The organism is Brevundimonas sp. Leaf363 (genome assembly GCF_001424025.1).
Lineage (GTDB): Bacteria > Pseudomonadota > Alphaproteobacteria > Caulobacterales > Caulobacteraceae > Brevundimonas.
This window is the reverse complement of record NZ_LMPZ01000001.1, coordinates 379,441-396,540: the sequence shown is the minus strand read 5'-3', so window position 1 is coordinate 396,540 and position 17,100 is coordinate 379,441. Positions and strand designations below refer to the sequence as shown.

Sequence of the window (17,100 nt, the reverse complement as noted above, 5' to 3'; positions counted from 1 at the left end):
GCGCGAAAGGGTGAGGGGTCTGGGGCCGACAGGTGAGGGCATAACCCCTCACCCTTTCGGCTTACCCAATCGCCTTCGGCTCTTGGAGCCTCAAGCCCTCTCCCGTCGGGAGAGGGAAGCCCCGCCCCTACACATTCGCCGCCCGTCCCCGCACCCAGGCGTACAGCCCGACGCTCAACACCACAAACGCCACCAGCCCGACCAGCATCGCCGGCCACGCCATGCCCTCGGGAATCATGCCGAACGGATTGTCGTTGCGCGTCGCCACGATCACCCCGGCGGTGATGACGCCGAACAGGCTCTCGCCCACGATCAAGCCCGAGGCCAGCAGGACGCCCATCCGCTTGGCGACCTCGGCATAGCGGGTCGAGCGCACCGACCGCTCGTACAGCCAGCCAGCGACGGCGCCGATCACCAGGGTCGCGGTCACGGCGGCCGGCAGATAGAAGCCGATGCCGACGGCCAGGGGCGGGCACTTCACCTTGCCCTTGGTCACCGTGGACAGCACCGCGTCAAGGATGATGATAGCCACGCCGATCACGGCGCCGACGCCGATCAGGTCCCAGCGCAGGTCGCCGCCGATGACGCCCTTGGCCAGGGCGGAGATCAGGGTCGCTTGGGGCGCCGCCAGCGTCTGGGCGCCCTCGACGATGGCCGGCGGGCCGCCCTCGAAGCCGAACGCCTTGTTCAGCAGGTTCAGCACCAGCGGAATGACCAGCGCCCCGGCCACGCAGCCGACGATCAGGGCCGCCTGCTGACGCCACGGCGTCGCACCGACCAACTGGCCGGTCTTCAGGTCCTGCAGGTTGTCGTTGGCGGCGATGGCGATGGCGAAGACCACCGCCGTGACGATCAGGGCGAAGGCGATCACCGACGGATCGGCCGGCACGCCCGCCACGGCCATGACCCCCAGCATCAGCAGCGAGGCGATGACGATGGCCAGGATGCCGACGCCCGACACGGGACTGTTGGACGATCCGATCAGCCCGGCCATGTAGCCGCAGATGGCCGAGACCGCGAAACCGATCACCACCACATAGACGAGCCCCCCGATCAGCAGGACGGGCGTCGAGGCGGCCAGGGCCGGCGCCGACTGGGCGAACCACACCAGCAGCCCCGCGATACCGACCAGACAGACGACCGAGATGCCGCCGACGATCGAGATCGGGATGTCCTGTTCGGTCCGGTCCAGAACCTCGCCCGAGTTGCGCTTGGCCTGGGCCGCCAGGGCCGAGGTCAGGCCGCCAACCAGCGGCCCGGCCAGCTTGATCAGGGTCCAGATCGCCGCCACGCCGATGACGCCGGCGCCCATGAACCGCACCTCGTTGCGCCACACGGTCGTGGCCAGCTCTTCCGCGCCGGTCCCGGCCGGCAGGCCTGCGGCGATGGAGGGAATGCCGTGGCTGGTCAGCCAGGCGACCGTGTCGGGGCTGGTCAGGATCGGCACGGCGATCAGCCACGCCAGCAACAGGCCGAACAGCTGGGCCAGACCCACGGTCAGCCCGATCAGATGCCCGGCGCCCAGCAGGGCGAACTGCATGCCGAAGCCCAGGCCCGTCGCCCCGCCGCCCAGCGCGGCCGGCAGCTTGACGAACCGCGCCGCCTCGCCGGCGAACGCCCGGCCCGACACGAACAGCGCATAGGCCGCCGAGATCACCGAGCCCCAGACCACGACCCACAGGCCGGACTTGTTCTCGCGCACCGCGCTTTCGGTCTGTTCGGCCCCGCGCGATCCGACGCGCAGCACCTCGGCCGCCGCCACGCCTTCGGGGTAGGGCAGGTCCGAGTTGACCACCAGCGCCCGGCGCAGCGGGATCGAGAAGGTCACGCCCAGGATGCCGCCGAAGATGCAGATCGCCACCGACTGCCAGAACGGGAACTCCATCCACCAGCCGATCATCACCAGACCCGGCAGGACGAAGATGATCGACGAGATGCCGCCGCCCACCGAGGCCACGGTCTGGACGGTCATATTCTCCCAGATGGTCGAATCCTTGAACGCCCGCAGCAGCGCCATGGAGATGACCGCCGCCGGAATGGCCGAGGCGAAGGTCAGGCCGACCAGCAGGCCCAGATAGGTGTTCGCCGCCGTGAACACGACCGCCAGAATGCACCCCAGCACCAGCGCCCGAAGGGTCAGCTCCACCCGCTTCCTGGCGGGCGGCGGCGAAACGGCGTCGGTCATGGCACGGGCGTCCTGGTTAAGACGCGGACCTAATCCCGAAACGGGAGGCGGCGCTAGTGCCATCGCCTCGGGCGCTTTAAACCGTCCCCATGCCCGAACTTCCCGAGGTCGAGACCGTCCGGCGTGGCCTCCAGCCCGTCCTGACCGGCGCCCGCCTGACCCATGTGCGCCAGAACCGGCCGGACCTGCGCTTCCTCTTCCCCGATCGCTTCGCCCACCGTCTCAGCGGCGCGGTCGTCGAGCGCGTGGATCGCCGCGCAAAATACCTCCTGATGCCGCTGTCGACAGGCGAGACCTGGGTGACGCACCTGGGCATGACCGGCCGCTTCACCCTGGACGGAACCCTGCTGGGCGAGTTCGAGGAGCCCGCCCCGATCGCCGGAAAGCATGAGCACGTGAGCCTGTGCGCCCTGCGCGACGGCGCCGCCACCCGCATCGGCTTCGCCGACGCCCGCCGCTTCGGCTTCATGGGCCTGATCGACACCGCCGCCCTCGACGACCACCCCTGGTTCAAGGGCCTGGGCCCCGAACCCCTCGGCAACGCCTTCTCGGCCCAGACCCTGATCGACGGCTTCGCGGGCCGGAAGCAGAACGTGAAGGTCAGCCTGCTGGACCAGCGCATCGTCGCCGGCCTGGGCAACATCTACGTCTGCGAGGCCCTCTACCGCGCCCGCATCTCACCCCTGATCGCCGCCGGCGCCGTCTCCCGCTCGCGCCTCGAGCGACTTACCGGCGTCATCCGCGACGTCCTGAACGACGCCATCGAGGCCGGCGGCTCCACCCTGCGCGACTTCGCCAACGCCGAGGGCGGCCAGGGCTATTTCCAGCACCGCTTCGACGTCTACGGCCGCGAGGGCGAACCCTGCCGCGGCGAGGGATGCACCGGCGTCGTCAGACGCATCGTCCAGGGCGGACGCTCCACTTTCTACTGCCCGAGCTGTCAGCGACGATGACCGACCACCGCATCATCCTGTTCCGCGGCATGAACACCGGCGGCGTCCGCGCGCCGGTGACCGAGCAGCGCGCGATGGCCGAGGCGATGGGCCTGAAGAACCCGCGCACCCTTCTGGCCAGCGGCAATCTGGTGGTCGAAAGCGATCGCGATCCAGCCGATCTGGAGTCCGCTGTCGAGGATGCGTTCGAGGCGCGCTTCGGCCGCCGCATCGCCGCCATCGTGCGCACGCCCGAGCAATGGCGCGCCCTGATCCAGGCCAACCCCTTCGCGGCCGAGGCCGCGGACGCCCCGTCGCGCGTCCTGCTCCTGCTGACCCGCGATCCCGTCCCGCCCGCCGCCATCGACGCGATCCGCGCCTATGCCGTAGACGGCGAACGGGTCGAGGCGGTCAGCGCCGGCGGCGGCGCGGTCGTCTTCTGGTTCTCGAATGGCATGGGCGGCTCCAGGATGGCCGAACGCCCCGTGGGCCCCGGCGTGGTCACCGGCCGCAACTGGAACACCGTCCTGAAGCTGGCCGCCATGGTCGGGCTGGAGATCGAAGCATGAGACGCACCCACCTCTGGATCAGCCTGATCGTCGGCCTGGCCGTCTGGGGCGCCTATTTCGGCCATGTCGTGCTCAGCCTGCGGCGGGGCGAGGCAGGCGACCTGGCCCTCTGGTTCCTCGGCGCCCTGGTGGTCGTCGTCCTGGCCGAGGTCGTGGTCACCGGCCTGATCGGCTGGCTCTTCCGCCGCCGCCACTGCGTGCTGGACGAAGGCCCCACCCTGCAGTCCGCCCTCCAGGCCAGCCACGTCGCCCTGATGCTGCTGGTCTTCATGATGCTGTCGGCCGCCGCCATCCTCGCGCTGGCTTCCCTGTTCGGCTGGAGCCTCGACCTGGCCGGCGCGCGCGGCCAGGCCCTGGCCGCCAACATCCTGCTCTTCATGGTCGTCGCCACCGAACTGACCCGCGCCGCCTTCACCCTGGCCCTGCTGCCGAGGCGGTGAGGGGGTGGAGAGCCGCTATCTTTCTTTCGTCATCCTCCGGCGCAGCGCAGCGGAGACCGGGGGACAGGGCGGCGCGCGAGAGCGCGAACCTGTCAAGCACGCTGCCTGATGAAAGATCGCCTCCGCTTCGCTGCGGCGCCGCCTTGTCCCCCGATCAAGTCGGGGGATGACGAAAGAGAAGGCCCCTAAGCCCTCGCCCCCCGTCCGTTTCCGACGCACCCGCGCGCTAGCACCGGCGCCATGACCGACATGGCCCCCACGCCCCGCCGCATCCGCCCGGACAGCGTCTGGAACGACGCCCGCGAAGACTATCTGATCGGCTTCACCGCCCAGGAGGTCTGTCGCCGCCACGACCTGGGCCTCTCCGCCTTCTGGGCCCGCGCCCAGCGCGAGGGTTGGCGCCGCGCCGATCAGCCCGCGCCGGATCCGGTGGACGACGCGCTGGACCCCGACGCCCCCGTCGCTTCGCGCGAACAGGCCATCGACAAGGCCTGGCGCCGGGTCGATGCGGCGCTGGACGCCGGCCGCTCGACCGACGCCCTGCGCTGGATGCGGATCCACGCCATGCTGCTGGCGGGCGAGCGGGCCGACATGCGCGAGGGCGACCGCCGCTCCATGGCCGATCTGCGCCAGGCGACCGAGGCCGCCCGCGGCCGCAGCGCCGCCACCGTCGCCGTCATGCAGCGCGTCCAGACCGAGATCGACATCGTCGACGCCCAACTTGCCGCCCGGCGGACCCGCGACCAGGCGAACGAAGTGGAGTCGAAAAACGCCCTCGACCCCGACGAACCCGGCCTGAACCGCGCCGAGCGCCGACGACGCCGCAGACTGAGCGGCTGAACCCGCCTTTCGCCCCCGCCCCCCGCTTGGTAAGCCCCAACCGAGCTTCAGGAGCGCCCCATGACCGACGCCTATTCCACCCTCGCGATCGAGCGGCACGCCGACGGCTACGCGGTGGTCACCCTGAACCGGCCCGAGGCCCTGAACGCGCTCAACTCGGCCCTGTTCGCCGATCTGGCCGCCTTCCTCGACGCCGTCGAGCATGACGACACGGTCCGCTGCCTGATCCTGACCGGCGCGGGCGACAAGGCCTTCGCCGCCGGCGCCGACATCAAGGAGATGGCCGACCAGACCTACGCCCAGATGTATACGGGCAACTTCTTCGCCCTGGGCCACGACCGCATCGTCCGCTTCCGCAAGCCGATCATCGCGGCGGTCAACGGCTTCGCGCTGGGCGGCGGCTGCGAGCTGGCCATGTTGTGCGACTTCATCCTGGCCAGTGAGAAGGCGAAGTTCGGCCAGCCCGAGATCAACCTGGGCGTCGCCCCCGGCATCGGCGGGTCCCAGCGCCTGACCCGCCTGGTCGGCAAGTCCAAGGCGATGGACATGGTCCTGACCGGCCGCATGATGGACGCCGCCGAGGCCGAACGCTCCGGCCTCGCCTCCCGCGTCTTCCCCCACGAGACCCTGATGGACGAAGCCCGCGCCATCGCCGCCAGGATCGCCGCCCAGTCCCCCCTGGCCGTCATGGCCAACAAGGAGATGGTCAACACGGCCCTGGAGACCACACTCACCCAGGGCGTCCAGTTCGAACGCCGCCTGTTCCACAGCCTCTTCGCCTTCGAGGACCAGAAGGAAGGCATGGCCGCCTTCGTCGAAAAGCGGAAGCCGAGCTTCAAGGGGAAGTAGGCTAACCTTCAAAATCCGTCGTCCTCGGATCAAGTCCGAGGATGACGGCAGTCCCTCATGGATCGCCACTCATCACTCCCCTGGACTCTCGCCTTGCCTCTCCCGCCGCCTTCCGCTATACGCCGCCGCTCTTGAGATTTATGCGCCGTGGACGGGCTGTCTGCGGCGTCTTTCGTTCCGAAGGTTTGACTGATGGCCAACAACGCCGGCGCCCGGAAGGCGATCCGCAAGATCGCCGCCCGTACGGAAGTGAACAAGGCGCGCCGCACGCGCGTCCGCACCTATCTGCGCAAGTTCCAGGAAGCGGTCACCGGCGGCGACGCCGACGCCGCCAAGGCGGCTTTCGTGACCGCGCAATCCGAGCTGATGCGCGCCGTATCCAAGGGCGTGGTTCACAAGAACACGGGCTCGCGCAAGGTGTCGCGCCTGGCCGCCCAGCTGAAGAAACTGGCGGCAGCGTAAACTACCGGACACAGAGCGGTCGTCATCGCTCCGTCATCCAATAGGCAAATGATTTCAACGGCGTGGGGGCATCCGCTCCCACGCCGTTTTGCATTCCTCCGACAAGTGAAAACCGAAAAACGGCGCTCGCCCGGGACGCGAAGTCGCCATTTTTCGAGGCCGGGTGGGCGCTTACGGGAGTCAACAGATTTAGTTACGAATCGGCTCGCGAATCATCGTTGACGGTGCCTTGGCCGGGCGTAAGTTTGGGCCTCAACGCTCTTCCATCCCACCACGGATGAAGACGGCCGGGGACAGGGTTCCAGGTCGACGCGTGTTGTCAGATTGCGAAGGCGACCCCGCCCGTAAAGCATCCGCTTTTCGGGACAGGAGAAGTCGTCTCCGATCCGGCCGCGGCGGGGGTTGAACGGGTTGGTGCTGGATCAAGGGTGGAACCATGAACGGAGGGGCGGCGATGGCGCGACTGACGGATCCGGATCGGATCTGGACCGAGGCGGCGGGCCGCCTGCGGACCGAGATCGGCGACGGCCCCTTCAGCTCCTACATCGCCCCCTCGGCCGTGCGCGCCGACGGCGCCGGCCAGCTGATCCTGGTCACCCCGACCGCCTATGCCCGCGACTGGGTCCGCAAGAACGCCCTTCGCCGCATGAATGAGCTGTGGCTCGGCCTGGACGGCCTGAACCGCCGGCTGGACGTGCGCTGCCGGGCCGAGATGGGGTCGACCCCGACCTCGGCGTCCCTGGCGGCCCAGGGCGGAGCCCAGAGCGCGGGCTTGAGCGTCCTCGCCGACGACACGCCGTCCGCCCAGGCCTTCGCCCGCGTCCCGGCCGCCACCGTGGCCCCGGTCGCCGACGGCGCCCGCGCCGTGCGCGCCGCCGGCCTGCAGGACCGCCTGACCTTCGACAGCTTCGTCGAGGGTCAGGGCAACGCCTTCGCCCTGGCCATCGCCCGCCAGGCGGCCAGCTGGGCCGACGGCCACTTCAACCCCATCGTCTTCTGCGGCCCCTATGGCTACGGCAAGACCCACCTGCTGAACGCCATCGCCTGGGAGGCGCAGCGCCTGCGCCCCGACGCCAAGGTCGTCTATCTGACCGCCGAACGCTTCCTGTCGACCTTCGTCAAGGCGATGCAGGACCGCTCGACCGCCGCCTTCAAGGACAGCCTGCGCTCGGCCGACATGCTGCTGCTGGACGACGTCCAGTTCGTGGGCGGCAAGGCCTCGACCCAGGAAGAGCTGCTCTCCACCCTGACCGCCCTGATCGGCGACGGCAAACGCATCGTCCTGTCGGCCGACCGGCCGCCGATGGCGATGTCCGAGGTCGAGCCGCGCCTGCGCAGCCATCTGGCCTCGGGCCTGACCTGCCCGGTCGAACCGGCCGACCGCGCGCTGAAGATCGCCGTCGCCCAGAACCGCCTCAAGGCCCTGGCCAGGCTGGGCGTCATCTCGGGCGCCTGCCGCCCCGAGGTGCTGGAGCACCTGGTCGATCGCACCCCCGGCTCGATGCGCGAGCTGGAGGGCGCCGTGAACACCCTGGCCGCCGCCGCCGCGGCCCGGCTGGAGAGCCTGACCGTCGAGGAGTGCCAGGCCCTGCTGGGCGCCGCCCTGCGCGGCGGTCCCGAGCGCCGCATCACGGTCGACGAGATCCAGAAGACCGTCGCCGAACACTTCAGCCTGAAACAGGCCGACCTGCTCAGCGAGCGCCGCACCCGCACCGTCGCCCGCCCGCGTCAGATCGCCATGTGGCTGTGCAAGCAGCACACCACCCGCTCCTACCCCGACATCGGCCGCCGCTTCGGCGGGCGCGACCACACCACCGTCCTGCACGGGGTCCGCAAGATCGAGGAGCTGATGGCCCAGGACGACCAGATCGCCCGTGACGTCGAGGCCCTGACCCGCAAGCTGCGGGGCTGAGGCCTTCTCCCTCCCCTTCATGGGGAGGGAAGACGCCGAAAGGCGGCGGGGTGGGGCCCGAAAGGGCATCCACCGCCCTCAATCCCCAGGCTTTTCCCCACCCGGATCGCTGCGCGATCGTCCCTCCCCATAAAGGGGAGGGAGAGGGCCGTTGCTCCACCGCACCAATCCGCTAGTGTCCAAGCCCCTTATCTGGCGGCCGGGGTATCGAGTCGCCGCACGGGCCGAGACGACATGCAGCTGACCATCGAACGTTCCGCGCTCCTGAAGGCCCTCGGGCACGTCCAGAGCGTGGTCGAGCGCCGCAACACCATTCCCATCCTGTCCAACGTCCTGCTGTCCGCCGGCCGCGACCGGCTGAGCTTCGCGGCGACCGACCTGGACATGGAGATGGTCGACGAGGCCGAGGCCCAGGTGAACGTCGAGGGCCAGATCACCGCGCCCGCCCACACCCTGTACGAAATCGTCCGCAAGCTGCCCGACGGCGCCGAGGTCTCGCTGACCTACAACGGCGACGATCCGCGCCTGACCGTCTCGGCCGGCCGCTCGCGCTTCAATCTGCCGGTCCTGCCGGCCGGCGACTTCCCCGTCATGTCGACCGAGGCCTCCGGTTCTCAGTTCACCATGGCCAAGGACGACCTGGCCCGGCTGATCGACAAGACCCGCTTCGCCGTCTCGACGGAGGAGACGCGCTACTATCTGAACGGCCTCTACTTCCACACCGTCGCCGAACAGGGCGTGCCGCTGCTGCGCGCCGTCGCCACCGACGGCCACCGCCTGGCCCTGGCCGAGACCCCCGCCCCCGACGGCGCGGCCGGCAGCCCCGGCGTCATCGTCCCGCGCAAGACGGTCGATCAGGTCCGCCGCCTGCTGGACGACGCCCCCGGCGCGGTCCAGCTAATGGTCAGCCCGCAAAAGATCCGCTTCGAGCTCGGGAACGCCAGCCTGACGTCCAAGGTCATCGACGGCGCCTTCCCCGACTATCTGCGCGTCATCCCCAAGGGCAACGACAAGACCGCCGATATCGACAACACCGTCTTCGCCTCGGCCGTCGACCGCGTCGCCACCATCTCGGCCGAGAAGAGCCGCTCGGTGAAACTGGCCTTCGAGAACGACCGCGTCACCCTGACCGTGCGCAACATGGAAGCCGGCCAGGGCGTCGAGGAGGTCGAGATCGGCTATTCCGACGAACCCTTCGAAATCGGCTTCAACGCCCGCTACCTGCTCGACGTCGCCGGCCAGATCACCGGCGAAACCGCCAGCTTCAAATTCGCCGACCCCGCCAGCCCCACGCTGGTCCTCGACCCGGGCGACCCGGGCGTGCAGTACGTGCTGATGCCGCTGAGGGTGTGATTGAGACACCGGTCGAGGTCTGGCGGCTTCATCGTTGGAAGGCCGTCGTCTTGTTGTTCGGGCTGGCGGCTTTGTTCGCGATGGGCTGGTGGATACTCGCCATGGGCGCCCCGGCGACCCGGCGGTTCTCCCACGAGCATGCCTTCTTCGTGGGCTGCTTCTGCACCCTGGCCGCAAGCGGCGGCTTCATCCTAAGCCTGCGCGAGCTGTTCAATCCCACGCGCCTTGTCGTCAGTCGGGACGGCTTCGAGCATCTCGGCGCCCGGAAAAATCCGCTTGTGCGATGGGAGGATGTGGCCGAGTTCGTGGTGGTCCGTAAGCACTCAACGTGGATTATCGGCTATCGCCTGACGGAGGGGGCGAAGGGTCGTCAGAGGCCTGTTTGGTCGAGCATCTTCAGGCCAGCCGGCTGCGATGGATGGGTGTCGAACCAATGGAGCAAGCCGCATCGCCTGTTGGATCTGCTTGAAGGCTATCGCCAAAGCGCGGTGGATTCCGACCCGAGCCGACAGGCCATAACCTGATCCGTTCATCCCGGCGGAAGCCGGGATCCAGTGCTTTGGGTGATGGAGCATCGCAGACGAAGCTGTCAGGGATATCCAACCAACGGCCTGCCGTGGCCAAGGACTGGATCCCGGCTTCCGCCGGGATGAGCGGGAGGTAGGGTTTGTTCGCCACCTACATCGTCGCCAGTGACCGAAACGGCTCCATCTACACCGGCTCCTCCGACGACCTGATCCGGCGCGTCTGGGAGCACAAGACCAAGCTCCGGCGCGGCCATACGGCGAAGTACAGCATCGCCAAGCTCGTCTGGTTCGAGTGGCATGAAACGCGTGAGGCCGCCTTCACGCGCGAACGCCGGATCAAGGAGTGGCCGCGCGTCTGGCGGCTGGAGTTGATCGAGAAGACCAATCCGGGGTGGGTCGATCTGTACGACGCCCTGCTGGCGCCCGACGGCGTTCACGCTAAGGACTGGATCCCGGCTTCCGCCGGGATGAGCGGAGTGGAACGTGGCGCGGTCACGGCAAGGACATCGGACCCCGTGATCACCACCCTCGCCCTCACCGACTTCCGCTCCTACGCCGCCGCACGGCTGGACGTCGGTCCCGGCCCGGTCGTGCTTCACGGCCCCAATGGCGCGGGCAAGACCAATGTGCTGGAGGCGCTCAGTCTGTTCACGCCGGGCAAGGGGCTGCGCGGCGCCTCGGCGCCGGAGATGGGGCGGCGTGAGCCGGGCGAGGCCGGCGGGCGGGCCTGGGCCGTCGCCCTGACGCTGGAAGGCGACGAAGGCGAGGTGCGTCTGGGCACCGGCGTCCAGTCGCCCGGATCGGCCCGGCGCATCGTCCGCATCGACGGCGAGACCGCCTCTTCCGGCCGGTTCCTGGACTTCCTGCGCCCCGTCTGGGCCACGCCCGAGCAGGACCGGCTGTTCTCGGACGCGCGGGCCGAGCGGCTGAAGTTCTTCGACCGGCTGGTCTTCGCCGCCGACCCCGGCCATGCCACCTCGGTCGCCGTCTATGAAAAGGCCCTGCGCGAACGCCTGCGCCTGCTGACCGACGCGGCTGAAACCGGCGCCGCCGCCGACGCCCTGTGGCTGGACACCCTGGAGCAGCGCCTGGCCGAGAGCGGCGCCCGCGCCGTCATGGCTCGCGTCGCGGCGCTGGCCTCGCTCCAGGCCGGCATCGACGCCCGCACCGACCGCCCCTTCCCCCAGGCCGACCTCGGCCTGGACGGCGCCGCCGAAGCCCAGGCCGCCGATGGCGCGGACGAGACCGCCGTCGCCGCCGCCCTGCGCGACGGCTTCCTGCGCGCCCGCCCCCGCGACGGCGCCGCCGGCCGTTCCCTGTTCGGGCCGCACCGCACCGACCTGACCGCCCTGCACCGCCAGAAGAATCGCCCCGCCGCCGAAGGCTCCTCCGGCGAGCAGAAGGCGCTGGTCCTCAACCTGATCCTGGCCCAGGTCGGACGCCTGAAGGTCGAGGGCGGCGCCCCGCCCATCCTCCTGCTCGACGAGGCCCCCGCCCACCTGGACGCCCACCGCAGAGCCGCCCTGTTCGACGAGATCGTCGCCCTGGATCTGCAGGCCTTCATGACCGGCACCGAAGCCGACCTGTTCGATGACCTGAAGGGCCGCGCTGCCTTCGTCCGCGTGGAGGGCGGTGCGCTGGCGACCGAGGGTTAGCGCGGCCCTTTCCCTCGCTTTTCGTCCGCGAATTCCTATATAAACGCAGCGTCGAATCCGCCTGAATCGGACGGTTTCCTCACGCGCTTTCCAGCGGGCCGGGTCGGCCGTTTCAGACCCCCACGACGCCCGCGCCACCGGATGACCGAATGACCGATCCCACCGACGCCGGCCGCAATGAAGACACCGCCGCAGAGGCGGCGTACGGCGCCGAATCCATCAAGGTTCTCAAGGGCCTGGACGCGGTGCGCAAGCGGCCTGGCATGTATATCGGCGACACCGACGACGGTTCGGGCCTGCACCACATGGTCTATGAGGTGGTGGACAACGCCATCGACGAGGCGCTGGCCGGTCACGCCGATCTGGTCCAGGTCATCCTGAACGCGGACGGCTCGGTCACCGTTACCGACAACGGCCGCGGCATTCCTACCGACATCCACGCCGAGGAAGGCGTCTCGGCGGCCGAGGTCATCATGACCCAGCTGCACGCCGGCGGTAAGTTCGACCAGAACTCCTACAAGGTCTCGGGCGGCCTGCACGGCGTCGGCGTCTCGGTCGTCAACGCCCTGTCGGACTGGCTGCGGCTGGTCATCTACCGCAACGGCCAGCGTCACGAGATGAAGTTCGAGCGCGGCGACACGGTCGAGAGCCTGCGGGTCACCGGCGACGCCCCCATCCGCGAGGACACCGGCCAGCCGCTCAGCGGCACCGAGGTCACCTTCTATCCGTCGGTCACCACATTCAGCCACATCGACTTCGACCTGAAGACGCTGGAGCACCGCCTGCGAGAGCTGGCCTTCCTGAACTCGGGCGTCGTCATCAAGCTGCAGGATCACCGGGCCGAGCCCATCGACATCCTGCTGCACTACGAGGGCGGCGTCGAAGCCTTCGTGCGTCACCTGGACAAGTCCAAGACGCCGATCCTGAAGGACGTGATCGTCATTCGCGGCAAGAAGGACAACATCGAGATCGACCTCGCCCTGTGGTGGAACGACAGCTACCACGAGACGATGTTGTGCTTCACCAACAACATCCCCCAGCGCGACGGGGGCACCCACCTGTCGGCCTTCCGCGCCAGCCTGACCCGCGTGATGAGCGCCTATATGGAAAGCTCGGGCGCCCTGAAGAAGGAAAAGGTCGCCCCGTCCGGCGAGGACGCCCGCGAGGGCCTGACCTGCGTCCTGTCGGTCAAGGTGCCGGATCCCAAGTTCAGCTCCCAGACCAAGGACAAGCTGGTCTCTTCCGAAGTGCGCCCCGCCGTCGAGGGCCTGTGCACCGAGGGCCTGTCGACCTGGTTCGAGGAACACCCGGTCGAAGCCAAGCTGATCGTGTCCAAGATCATCGAGGCGGCGTCGGCTCGCGAGGCCGCCCGCAAGGCGCGCGACCTGACCCGCCGCAAATCGGCGCTGGAGATCAGCTCCCTGCCCGGCAAGCTGGCCGACTGTCAGGAACGCGACCCGGCCAAGTCCGAACTGTTCATCGTCGAGGGCGACAGCGCCGGCGGCTCGGCCAAACAGGCCCGCAACCGCGAGAACCAGGCGGTCCTGCCCCTGCGCGGCAAGATCCTGAACGTGGAGCGCGCCCGCTTCGACCGCATGCTGTCGTCGGAACTGATCGGCACCCTGATCCTGGCCCTGGGCGCCGGCATTCGCGACGACTTCAACGCCGACAAGCTGCGGTATCACAAGATCATTCTGATGGCCGACGCCGACGTCGACGGCGCCCACATCCGCACCCTGCTGCTGACCTTCTTCTACCGTCAGATGCCGGAGCTGATCGAGCGCGGGCACATCTACATCGCCCAGCCGCCGCTCTACAAAGTCGCCAAGGGCAAGCAGAGCCGGTACCTCAAGGACCAGGCGGACATGGACGCCTATCTGATCGAGGAAGGCTCTGCCGAGGCCGAGCTGGACCTGCCGGGCGGCGAGCGCCGCACCGGGCTGGACCTGCAGTCGCTGGTGCGCGAGGCCAAGGCCTTCAAGGCCGGCGTCGATCGTCTCAGCCAGCGCGCGCCCGCCTTCGCCATCGAGCAGTCGGCCCTGGCCGGCCTGTTAGACCCGGAGGGCGATCCTGCCGCCACGGCCCCGGCCGCCGCCGAGCGCCTGAACCGCTTCGCCGAGGACGGCGACGGCCCCTGGACCGGCGAGCCGGGCCTGCAGGGCGCCGTGGTCTTCACCCGCACCCGCCGCGCGGTGCAGGAGACGATCGTGCTGGAAGAGACCCTGATCCGCTCGCTGGACGCCCGCCGTCTGGCCGAGCGCGCGCAAGGGTTCGAGGGCGTCTACGACCAGAACTCGATCTACCGCCGCAAGGACAAGGCCACGACCATTCGCGGTCCGCTGGACCTGCTGGGCGCCGTGCTCGAGGCCGGCAAGAAGGGCATCGCCATCCAGCGCTACAAGGGCTTGGGCGAGATGAACCCCGAACAGCTGTGGGAGACCACGCTGGACGTCAACGCCCGCACCCTGCTGAAGGTGAAGGTCGAGGACCTGGCCGAGGCCGACGACCTGTTCGCCAAGCTGATGGGCGACGTGGTCGAACCGCGCCGCGAGTTCATCCAGGAAAACGCCCTGGACGCCGCGGTGGACGTCTGACGCTTCTCCCTCCCCTTCATGGGGAGGGAAGACGCCGAAGGTGGCGGGGTGGGGCCCGAAAGGGCATCCAGTCGGCGCTCTGAACCTCCCCACCCGTCTGGCGCTTTCGCGCCAGCCACCCTCCCCATAAAGGGGAGGGAGAACGTCGTCGTTTCGCCGGGTTCGTGCGTTAGGACGCCGCCATGATCCGACTGCTGCTCGCCCTTCTCTTCCTCGCCTTGTCGGCCGCCGCCGGCGCCGGCGCCCAGGCGCAACAGCCTCCCGCTCCCTTCCGGTCCGACCGCATTCTGGTGGAGACGCGAGGGCCCGCGAACGGCCCGGACATCCTGTTCATCCCCGGCCTGGGCTCGACCGCCTCGGCCTGGCGCTCGACGGCGAGCCAGCTTCAGAACCGCTACCGCGTCCACCTGATCACCCTGCGTGGCTTCGGCCAGACGGATATCGGCGCCAACGCCTCGGGCGGGCTGGAAGGGCCCGCGACGACCGAGATTCTTCGCTACATCCGGCAGCAGAACCTGCAGCGCATCTCGGTCGTCGGCCATTCGATGGGCGGCCAGCTCGCCCTGCGGGTCGCCGCCGCGTCGCCGGATCGGGTCAGCCGGGTGATGGTGGTGGACGCCGCCCCCTTCTTCCCCGCCCTGATCGACGAGCGCGCCACCAGCGCGGAGGTCGAGCCCATCGCCCGCATCGGCTACCAGGCCCTGATGCTGTTCGGCGACCAGGCGCTGCAGAGCCAGGCCGCGCGAATGGGCGGCGACCTGGGCGCGGCGGGCGACGTGCTGTTCCGCAGCCTGGGCCTGCAGGGCGGCGACCGGCGCGTGCTGGCGCAAGGCCTCTATGAGGTCATGACCGTGGACCTGCGCCCCCGCCTGCCCGCCATCCGCGCGCCCGTGACCCTGGTCTATGGCTGGAGCGCCGACAGCAACAATCCGCGCAACCGCCTCGACGCCCTCTGGCGCGCCAGCTTCCGCACCCTGACCAGCCCCATCCGCTACGAACGCATCGAGGGCGCCGAGCATCAGGTGATGATCGAACAGCCCGCGCGTTTCATGCAGGCGATGAACCGGTTCCTCGGCGAGTAGCCACACAGCCGCTTGACGAAATCCTTTCTCACGGTCTCTATTACTCCGACAAATACGCCGAAGCGGCGATTGGGGGAGGACGACCGATGACGGCCCTACGCATCCTGTGCGCGACATCCGCGCTGGCCTTCGCCCTGGTCGCCGCGCCCGCCCTGGCTCAGTCGCCTTCGCCCGTGACGGTGCGGGTCGATCCCACGACCCCCGGCGCCGTGATCGATCCGGACATCTTCGGCCAGTTCGCAGAGCATCTGGGGACCGGCATTTACGGCGGCGTCTGGGTCGGGCCGGACTCGTCCATCCCCAATGTCCGCGGCGTGCGCTCCGACGTGGTCCAGGCCCTGCGCGACATCAAGGTCCCCAATGTGCGCTGGCCCGGCGGGTGCTTCGCGGACGAATACCACTGGCGCGACGGGATCGGCCCCAACCGCACCGCCCGTCTGAACGCCAGCTGGGGCGGGGTGATCGAGCCCAACACCTTCGGCACGCACGAGTTCATGGACTTCGCCGAGCAGGTCGGCGCCGACGTCTTCCTGTCGGTCAACGTCGGCTCGGGCACGGTGCAGGAGGCGGCGGACTGGCTGGAATACCTGACCGCCGACCAGCCCACGGCCCTGGCGCAGGAGCGCGCCCGCAACGGCCACCCGGAGCCCTACAAGATCAAGATCCTGGGCCTCGGCAACGAGAACTGGGGCTGCGGCGGCGCCATGTCGGCCGACCACTATGTCGAGGAGATGAAGCGGTTCGCCCACTTCACCCGCAACCTGAACCCGGCCCAGAACGCTGACCCCGCCACCGGGCCGGTCAGCCCCGACGCCATGCAGCGCGTCGCCGTCGGATGGGACAGCCAGAACGCCGACTATACCGAACAGGTCATGCAGGCCTGGAAGGACCGGGTGTGGAGCTGGAACATCGAGGGCGTCTCGCTGCACGCCTACACCATCCCCAATGTCTGGGAGCACAAGGGCCCCAGCCAGGACTTCGGCGAGGACGAATACGCCAAGGCCATCCGCGCCACCCTGCAGATGAACGGCTGGATCGAGCACCAGACCGCCATCATGGACCGCTATGACCCGGAGAAGGTTCTGGGCCTCTACGTCGACGAATGGGGCCTGTGGGCCGACCCGACGCCGGGCAGCAATCCCGGCTTTCTGCAACAGCAGAACACCCTGCGCGACGCCATGCTGGCGACGCTGAACCTGAACATCTTCATGCGCCATGCCGACCGGGTGCGCGGGACCAACATCGCCCAGATGGCCAATGTGCTTCAGGCCATGATCCTGACGGACGGGCCGAAAATGGTTCTGACGCCGACCTACCACGTCTATCGGATGTACGTTCCGTTCCAGGGCGCGACGGTCGTGCCGGTCACCTTCGAGGCCGGAACCTACGCCTTCGGCGACATCCGCCTGCCCCGCGTCGACGCCGTCGCCGCTCGCGACGCGCAAGGCCAGGTCTGGCTGTCCCTGACCAACCTTGACCCGCACAACCCCGCGACCCTGGACGTCGTCCTGGCCAGCGTCACGCCAAGAGGCGCGACAGGCCAGATCCTGACCGCCCCGGCCGTCGACAGCCTGAACGACTTCGACCACCCGCAGGCGGTCAAGCCCGTCGCCTATACGGCGCGTGCTGCGCAGGGCGGGTTGCGGTTCGAGTTGCCGCCGAAGGCGATCGTCGTGGTGCGGGTGGAGTAGGGCTACGCC

14 protein-coding genes and 1 pseudogene are annotated in these 17,100 nt (G+C 69.1%); 14 read left to right on the top strand and 1 reads right to left on the bottom strand.

Features of this window, described 5'->3' with window-relative positions; all coding sequences use genetic code 11:
* Positions 1 to 127: 127 nt before the first annotated feature.
* Entirely contained in the window at positions 128 to 2,185 is a 2,058-nt protein-coding gene (locus ASG17_RS01945) for an OPT family oligopeptide transporter (RefSeq protein ID WP_056098437.1), read from the bottom strand.
* Positions 2,186 to 2,274: 89 nt separating this feature from the next.
* On the opposite strand from ASG17_RS01945, the gene mutM reads away from it, so the two are divergent.
* The 14 genes and pseudogenes from mutM (at position 2,275) to ASG17_RS01880 (ending at position 17,091) form a co-directional block, all read left to right on the top strand.
* Positions 2,275 to 3,138, top strand: coding sequence for a bifunctional DNA-formamidopyrimidine glycosylase/DNA-(apurinic or apyrimidinic site) lyase (gene mutM, locus ASG17_RS01940; protein WP_056098435.1), 864 nt, complete (start codon positions 2,275 to 2,277; stop codon positions 3,136 to 3,138).
* On the top strand, positions 3,135 to 3,686 hold the full coding sequence (locus tag ASG17_RS01935; RefSeq protein WP_056098433.1) for a DUF1697 domain-containing protein: 552 nt from the start codon (positions 3,135 to 3,137) through the stop codon (positions 3,684 to 3,686). Before mutM ends, ASG17_RS01935 begins: the two co-directional genes overlap by 4 nt.
* Positions 3,683 to 4,126, top strand: a complete 444-nt coding sequence (locus tag ASG17_RS01930; RefSeq protein WP_056098431.1) for a hypothetical protein — start codon at positions 3,683 to 3,685, stop codon at positions 4,124 to 4,126. The genes ASG17_RS01935 and ASG17_RS01930 overlap by 4 nt, the downstream gene beginning before the upstream one ends.
* A 240-nt stretch (positions 4,127 to 4,366) precedes the next feature.
* Entirely contained in the window at positions 4,367 to 4,966 is a 600-nt protein-coding gene (locus tag ASG17_RS01925) for a hypothetical protein (RefSeq protein WP_056098429.1), read from the top strand.
* A 60-nt stretch (positions 4,967 to 5,026) separates the two neighbouring features.
* Positions 5,027 to 5,815, top strand: a complete 789-nt coding sequence (locus tag ASG17_RS01920; RefSeq protein ID WP_056098427.1) for an enoyl-CoA hydratase-related protein — start codon at positions 5,027 to 5,029, stop codon at positions 5,813 to 5,815.
* A gap of 192 nt (positions 5,816 to 6,007) precedes the next feature.
* Positions 6,008 to 6,277: a 30S ribosomal protein S20 gene (gene rpsT / locus ASG17_RS01915; RefSeq protein WP_056098425.1), complete on the top strand. Its 270-nt coding sequence runs from the start codon at positions 6,008 to 6,010 to the stop codon at positions 6,275 to 6,277.
* Between the two features lie 436 nt (positions 6,278 to 6,713).
* A complete protein-coding gene (gene dnaA, locus ASG17_RS01910) occupies positions 6,714 to 8,189 on the top strand; it encodes a chromosomal replication initiator protein DnaA (RefSeq protein ID WP_056098424.1) in 1,476 nt (491 codons plus the stop codon).
* Between the two features lie 234 nt (positions 8,190 to 8,423).
* Positions 8,424 to 9,542: a DNA polymerase III subunit beta gene (gene dnaN, locus ASG17_RS01905; RefSeq protein ID WP_056098422.1), complete on the top strand. Its 1,119-nt coding sequence runs from the start codon at positions 8,424 to 8,426 to the stop codon at positions 9,540 to 9,542.
* On the top strand, positions 9,539 to 10,066 hold the full coding sequence (locus ASG17_RS01900; protein ID WP_156367700.1) for a hypothetical protein: 528 nt from the start codon (positions 9,539 to 9,541) through the stop codon (positions 10,064 to 10,066). The genes dnaN and ASG17_RS01900 overlap by 4 nt, the downstream gene beginning before the upstream one ends.
* Positions 10,067 to 10,209: 143 nt before the next feature.
* Positions 10,210 to 10,410 (top strand): annotated as a pseudogene (locus tag ASG17_RS15615) (GIY-YIG nuclease family protein); the annotation flags it as partial.
* Positions 10,411 to 10,536: 126 nt separating this feature from the next.
* Positions 10,537 to 11,724, top strand: a complete 1,188-nt coding sequence (gene recF, locus ASG17_RS01895; protein ID WP_056098985.1) for a DNA replication/repair protein RecF — start codon at positions 10,537 to 10,539, stop codon at positions 11,722 to 11,724.
* A gap of 149 nt (positions 11,725 to 11,873) precedes the next feature.
* Entirely contained in the window at positions 11,874 to 14,318 is a 2,445-nt protein-coding gene (gene gyrB, locus ASG17_RS01890; RefSeq protein ID WP_056098418.1) for a DNA topoisomerase (ATP-hydrolyzing) subunit B, read from the top strand.
* 182 nt (positions 14,319 to 14,500) lie between these two features.
* Positions 14,501 to 15,400: an alpha/beta hydrolase gene (locus ASG17_RS01885; RefSeq protein WP_056098416.1), complete on the top strand. Its 900-nt coding sequence runs from the start codon at positions 14,501 to 14,503 to the stop codon at positions 15,398 to 15,400.
* Between the two features lie 86 nt (positions 15,401 to 15,486).
* A complete protein-coding gene (locus ASG17_RS01880; protein ID WP_056098414.1) occupies positions 15,487 to 17,091 on the top strand; it encodes an alpha-N-arabinofuranosidase in 1,605 nt (534 codons plus the stop codon).
* Positions 17,092 to 17,100 lie beyond the last annotated feature (9 nt).

Coding starts and splice junctions, on each gene's coding strand:
- ASG17_RS01945 (WP_056098437.1), bottom strand. CDS start 2,185: ATGACCGACGCCGTTTCGCCGCCGCCCGCCAGGAAGCGGGTGGAGCTG.
- mutM (WP_056098435.1), top strand. CDS start 2,275: ATGCCCGAACTTCCCGAGGTCGAGACCGTCCGGCGTGGCCTCCAGCCC.
- ASG17_RS01935 (WP_056098433.1), top strand. CDS start 3,135: ATGACCGACCACCGCATCATCCTGTTCCGCGGCATGAACACCGGCGGC.
- ASG17_RS01930 (WP_056098431.1), top strand. CDS start 3,683: ATGAGACGCACCCACCTCTGGATCAGCCTGATCGTCGGCCTGGCCGTC.
- ASG17_RS01925 (WP_056098429.1), top strand. CDS start 4,367: ATGACCGACATGGCCCCCACGCCCCGCCGCATCCGCCCGGACAGCGTC.
- ASG17_RS01920 (WP_056098427.1), top strand. CDS start 5,027: ATGACCGACGCCTATTCCACCCTCGCGATCGAGCGGCACGCCGACGGC.
- rpsT (WP_056098425.1), top strand. CDS start 6,008: ATGGCCAACAACGCCGGCGCCCGGAAGGCGATCCGCAAGATCGCCGCC.
- dnaA (WP_056098424.1), top strand. CDS start 6,714: ATGAACGGAGGGGCGGCGATGGCGCGACTGACGGATCCGGATCGGATC.
- dnaN (WP_056098422.1), top strand. CDS start 8,424: ATGCAGCTGACCATCGAACGTTCCGCGCTCCTGAAGGCCCTCGGGCAC.
- recF (WP_056098985.1), top strand. CDS start 10,537: ATGAGCGGAGTGGAACGTGGCGCGGTCACGGCAAGGACATCGGACCCC.
- gyrB (WP_056098418.1), top strand. CDS start 11,874: ATGACCGATCCCACCGACGCCGGCCGCAATGAAGACACCGCCGCAGAG.
- ASG17_RS01885 (WP_056098416.1), top strand. CDS start 14,501: ATGATCCGACTGCTGCTCGCCCTTCTCTTCCTCGCCTTGTCGGCCGCC.
- ASG17_RS01880 (WP_056098414.1), top strand. CDS start 15,487: ATGACGGCCCTACGCATCCTGTGCGCGACATCCGCGCTGGCCTTCGCC.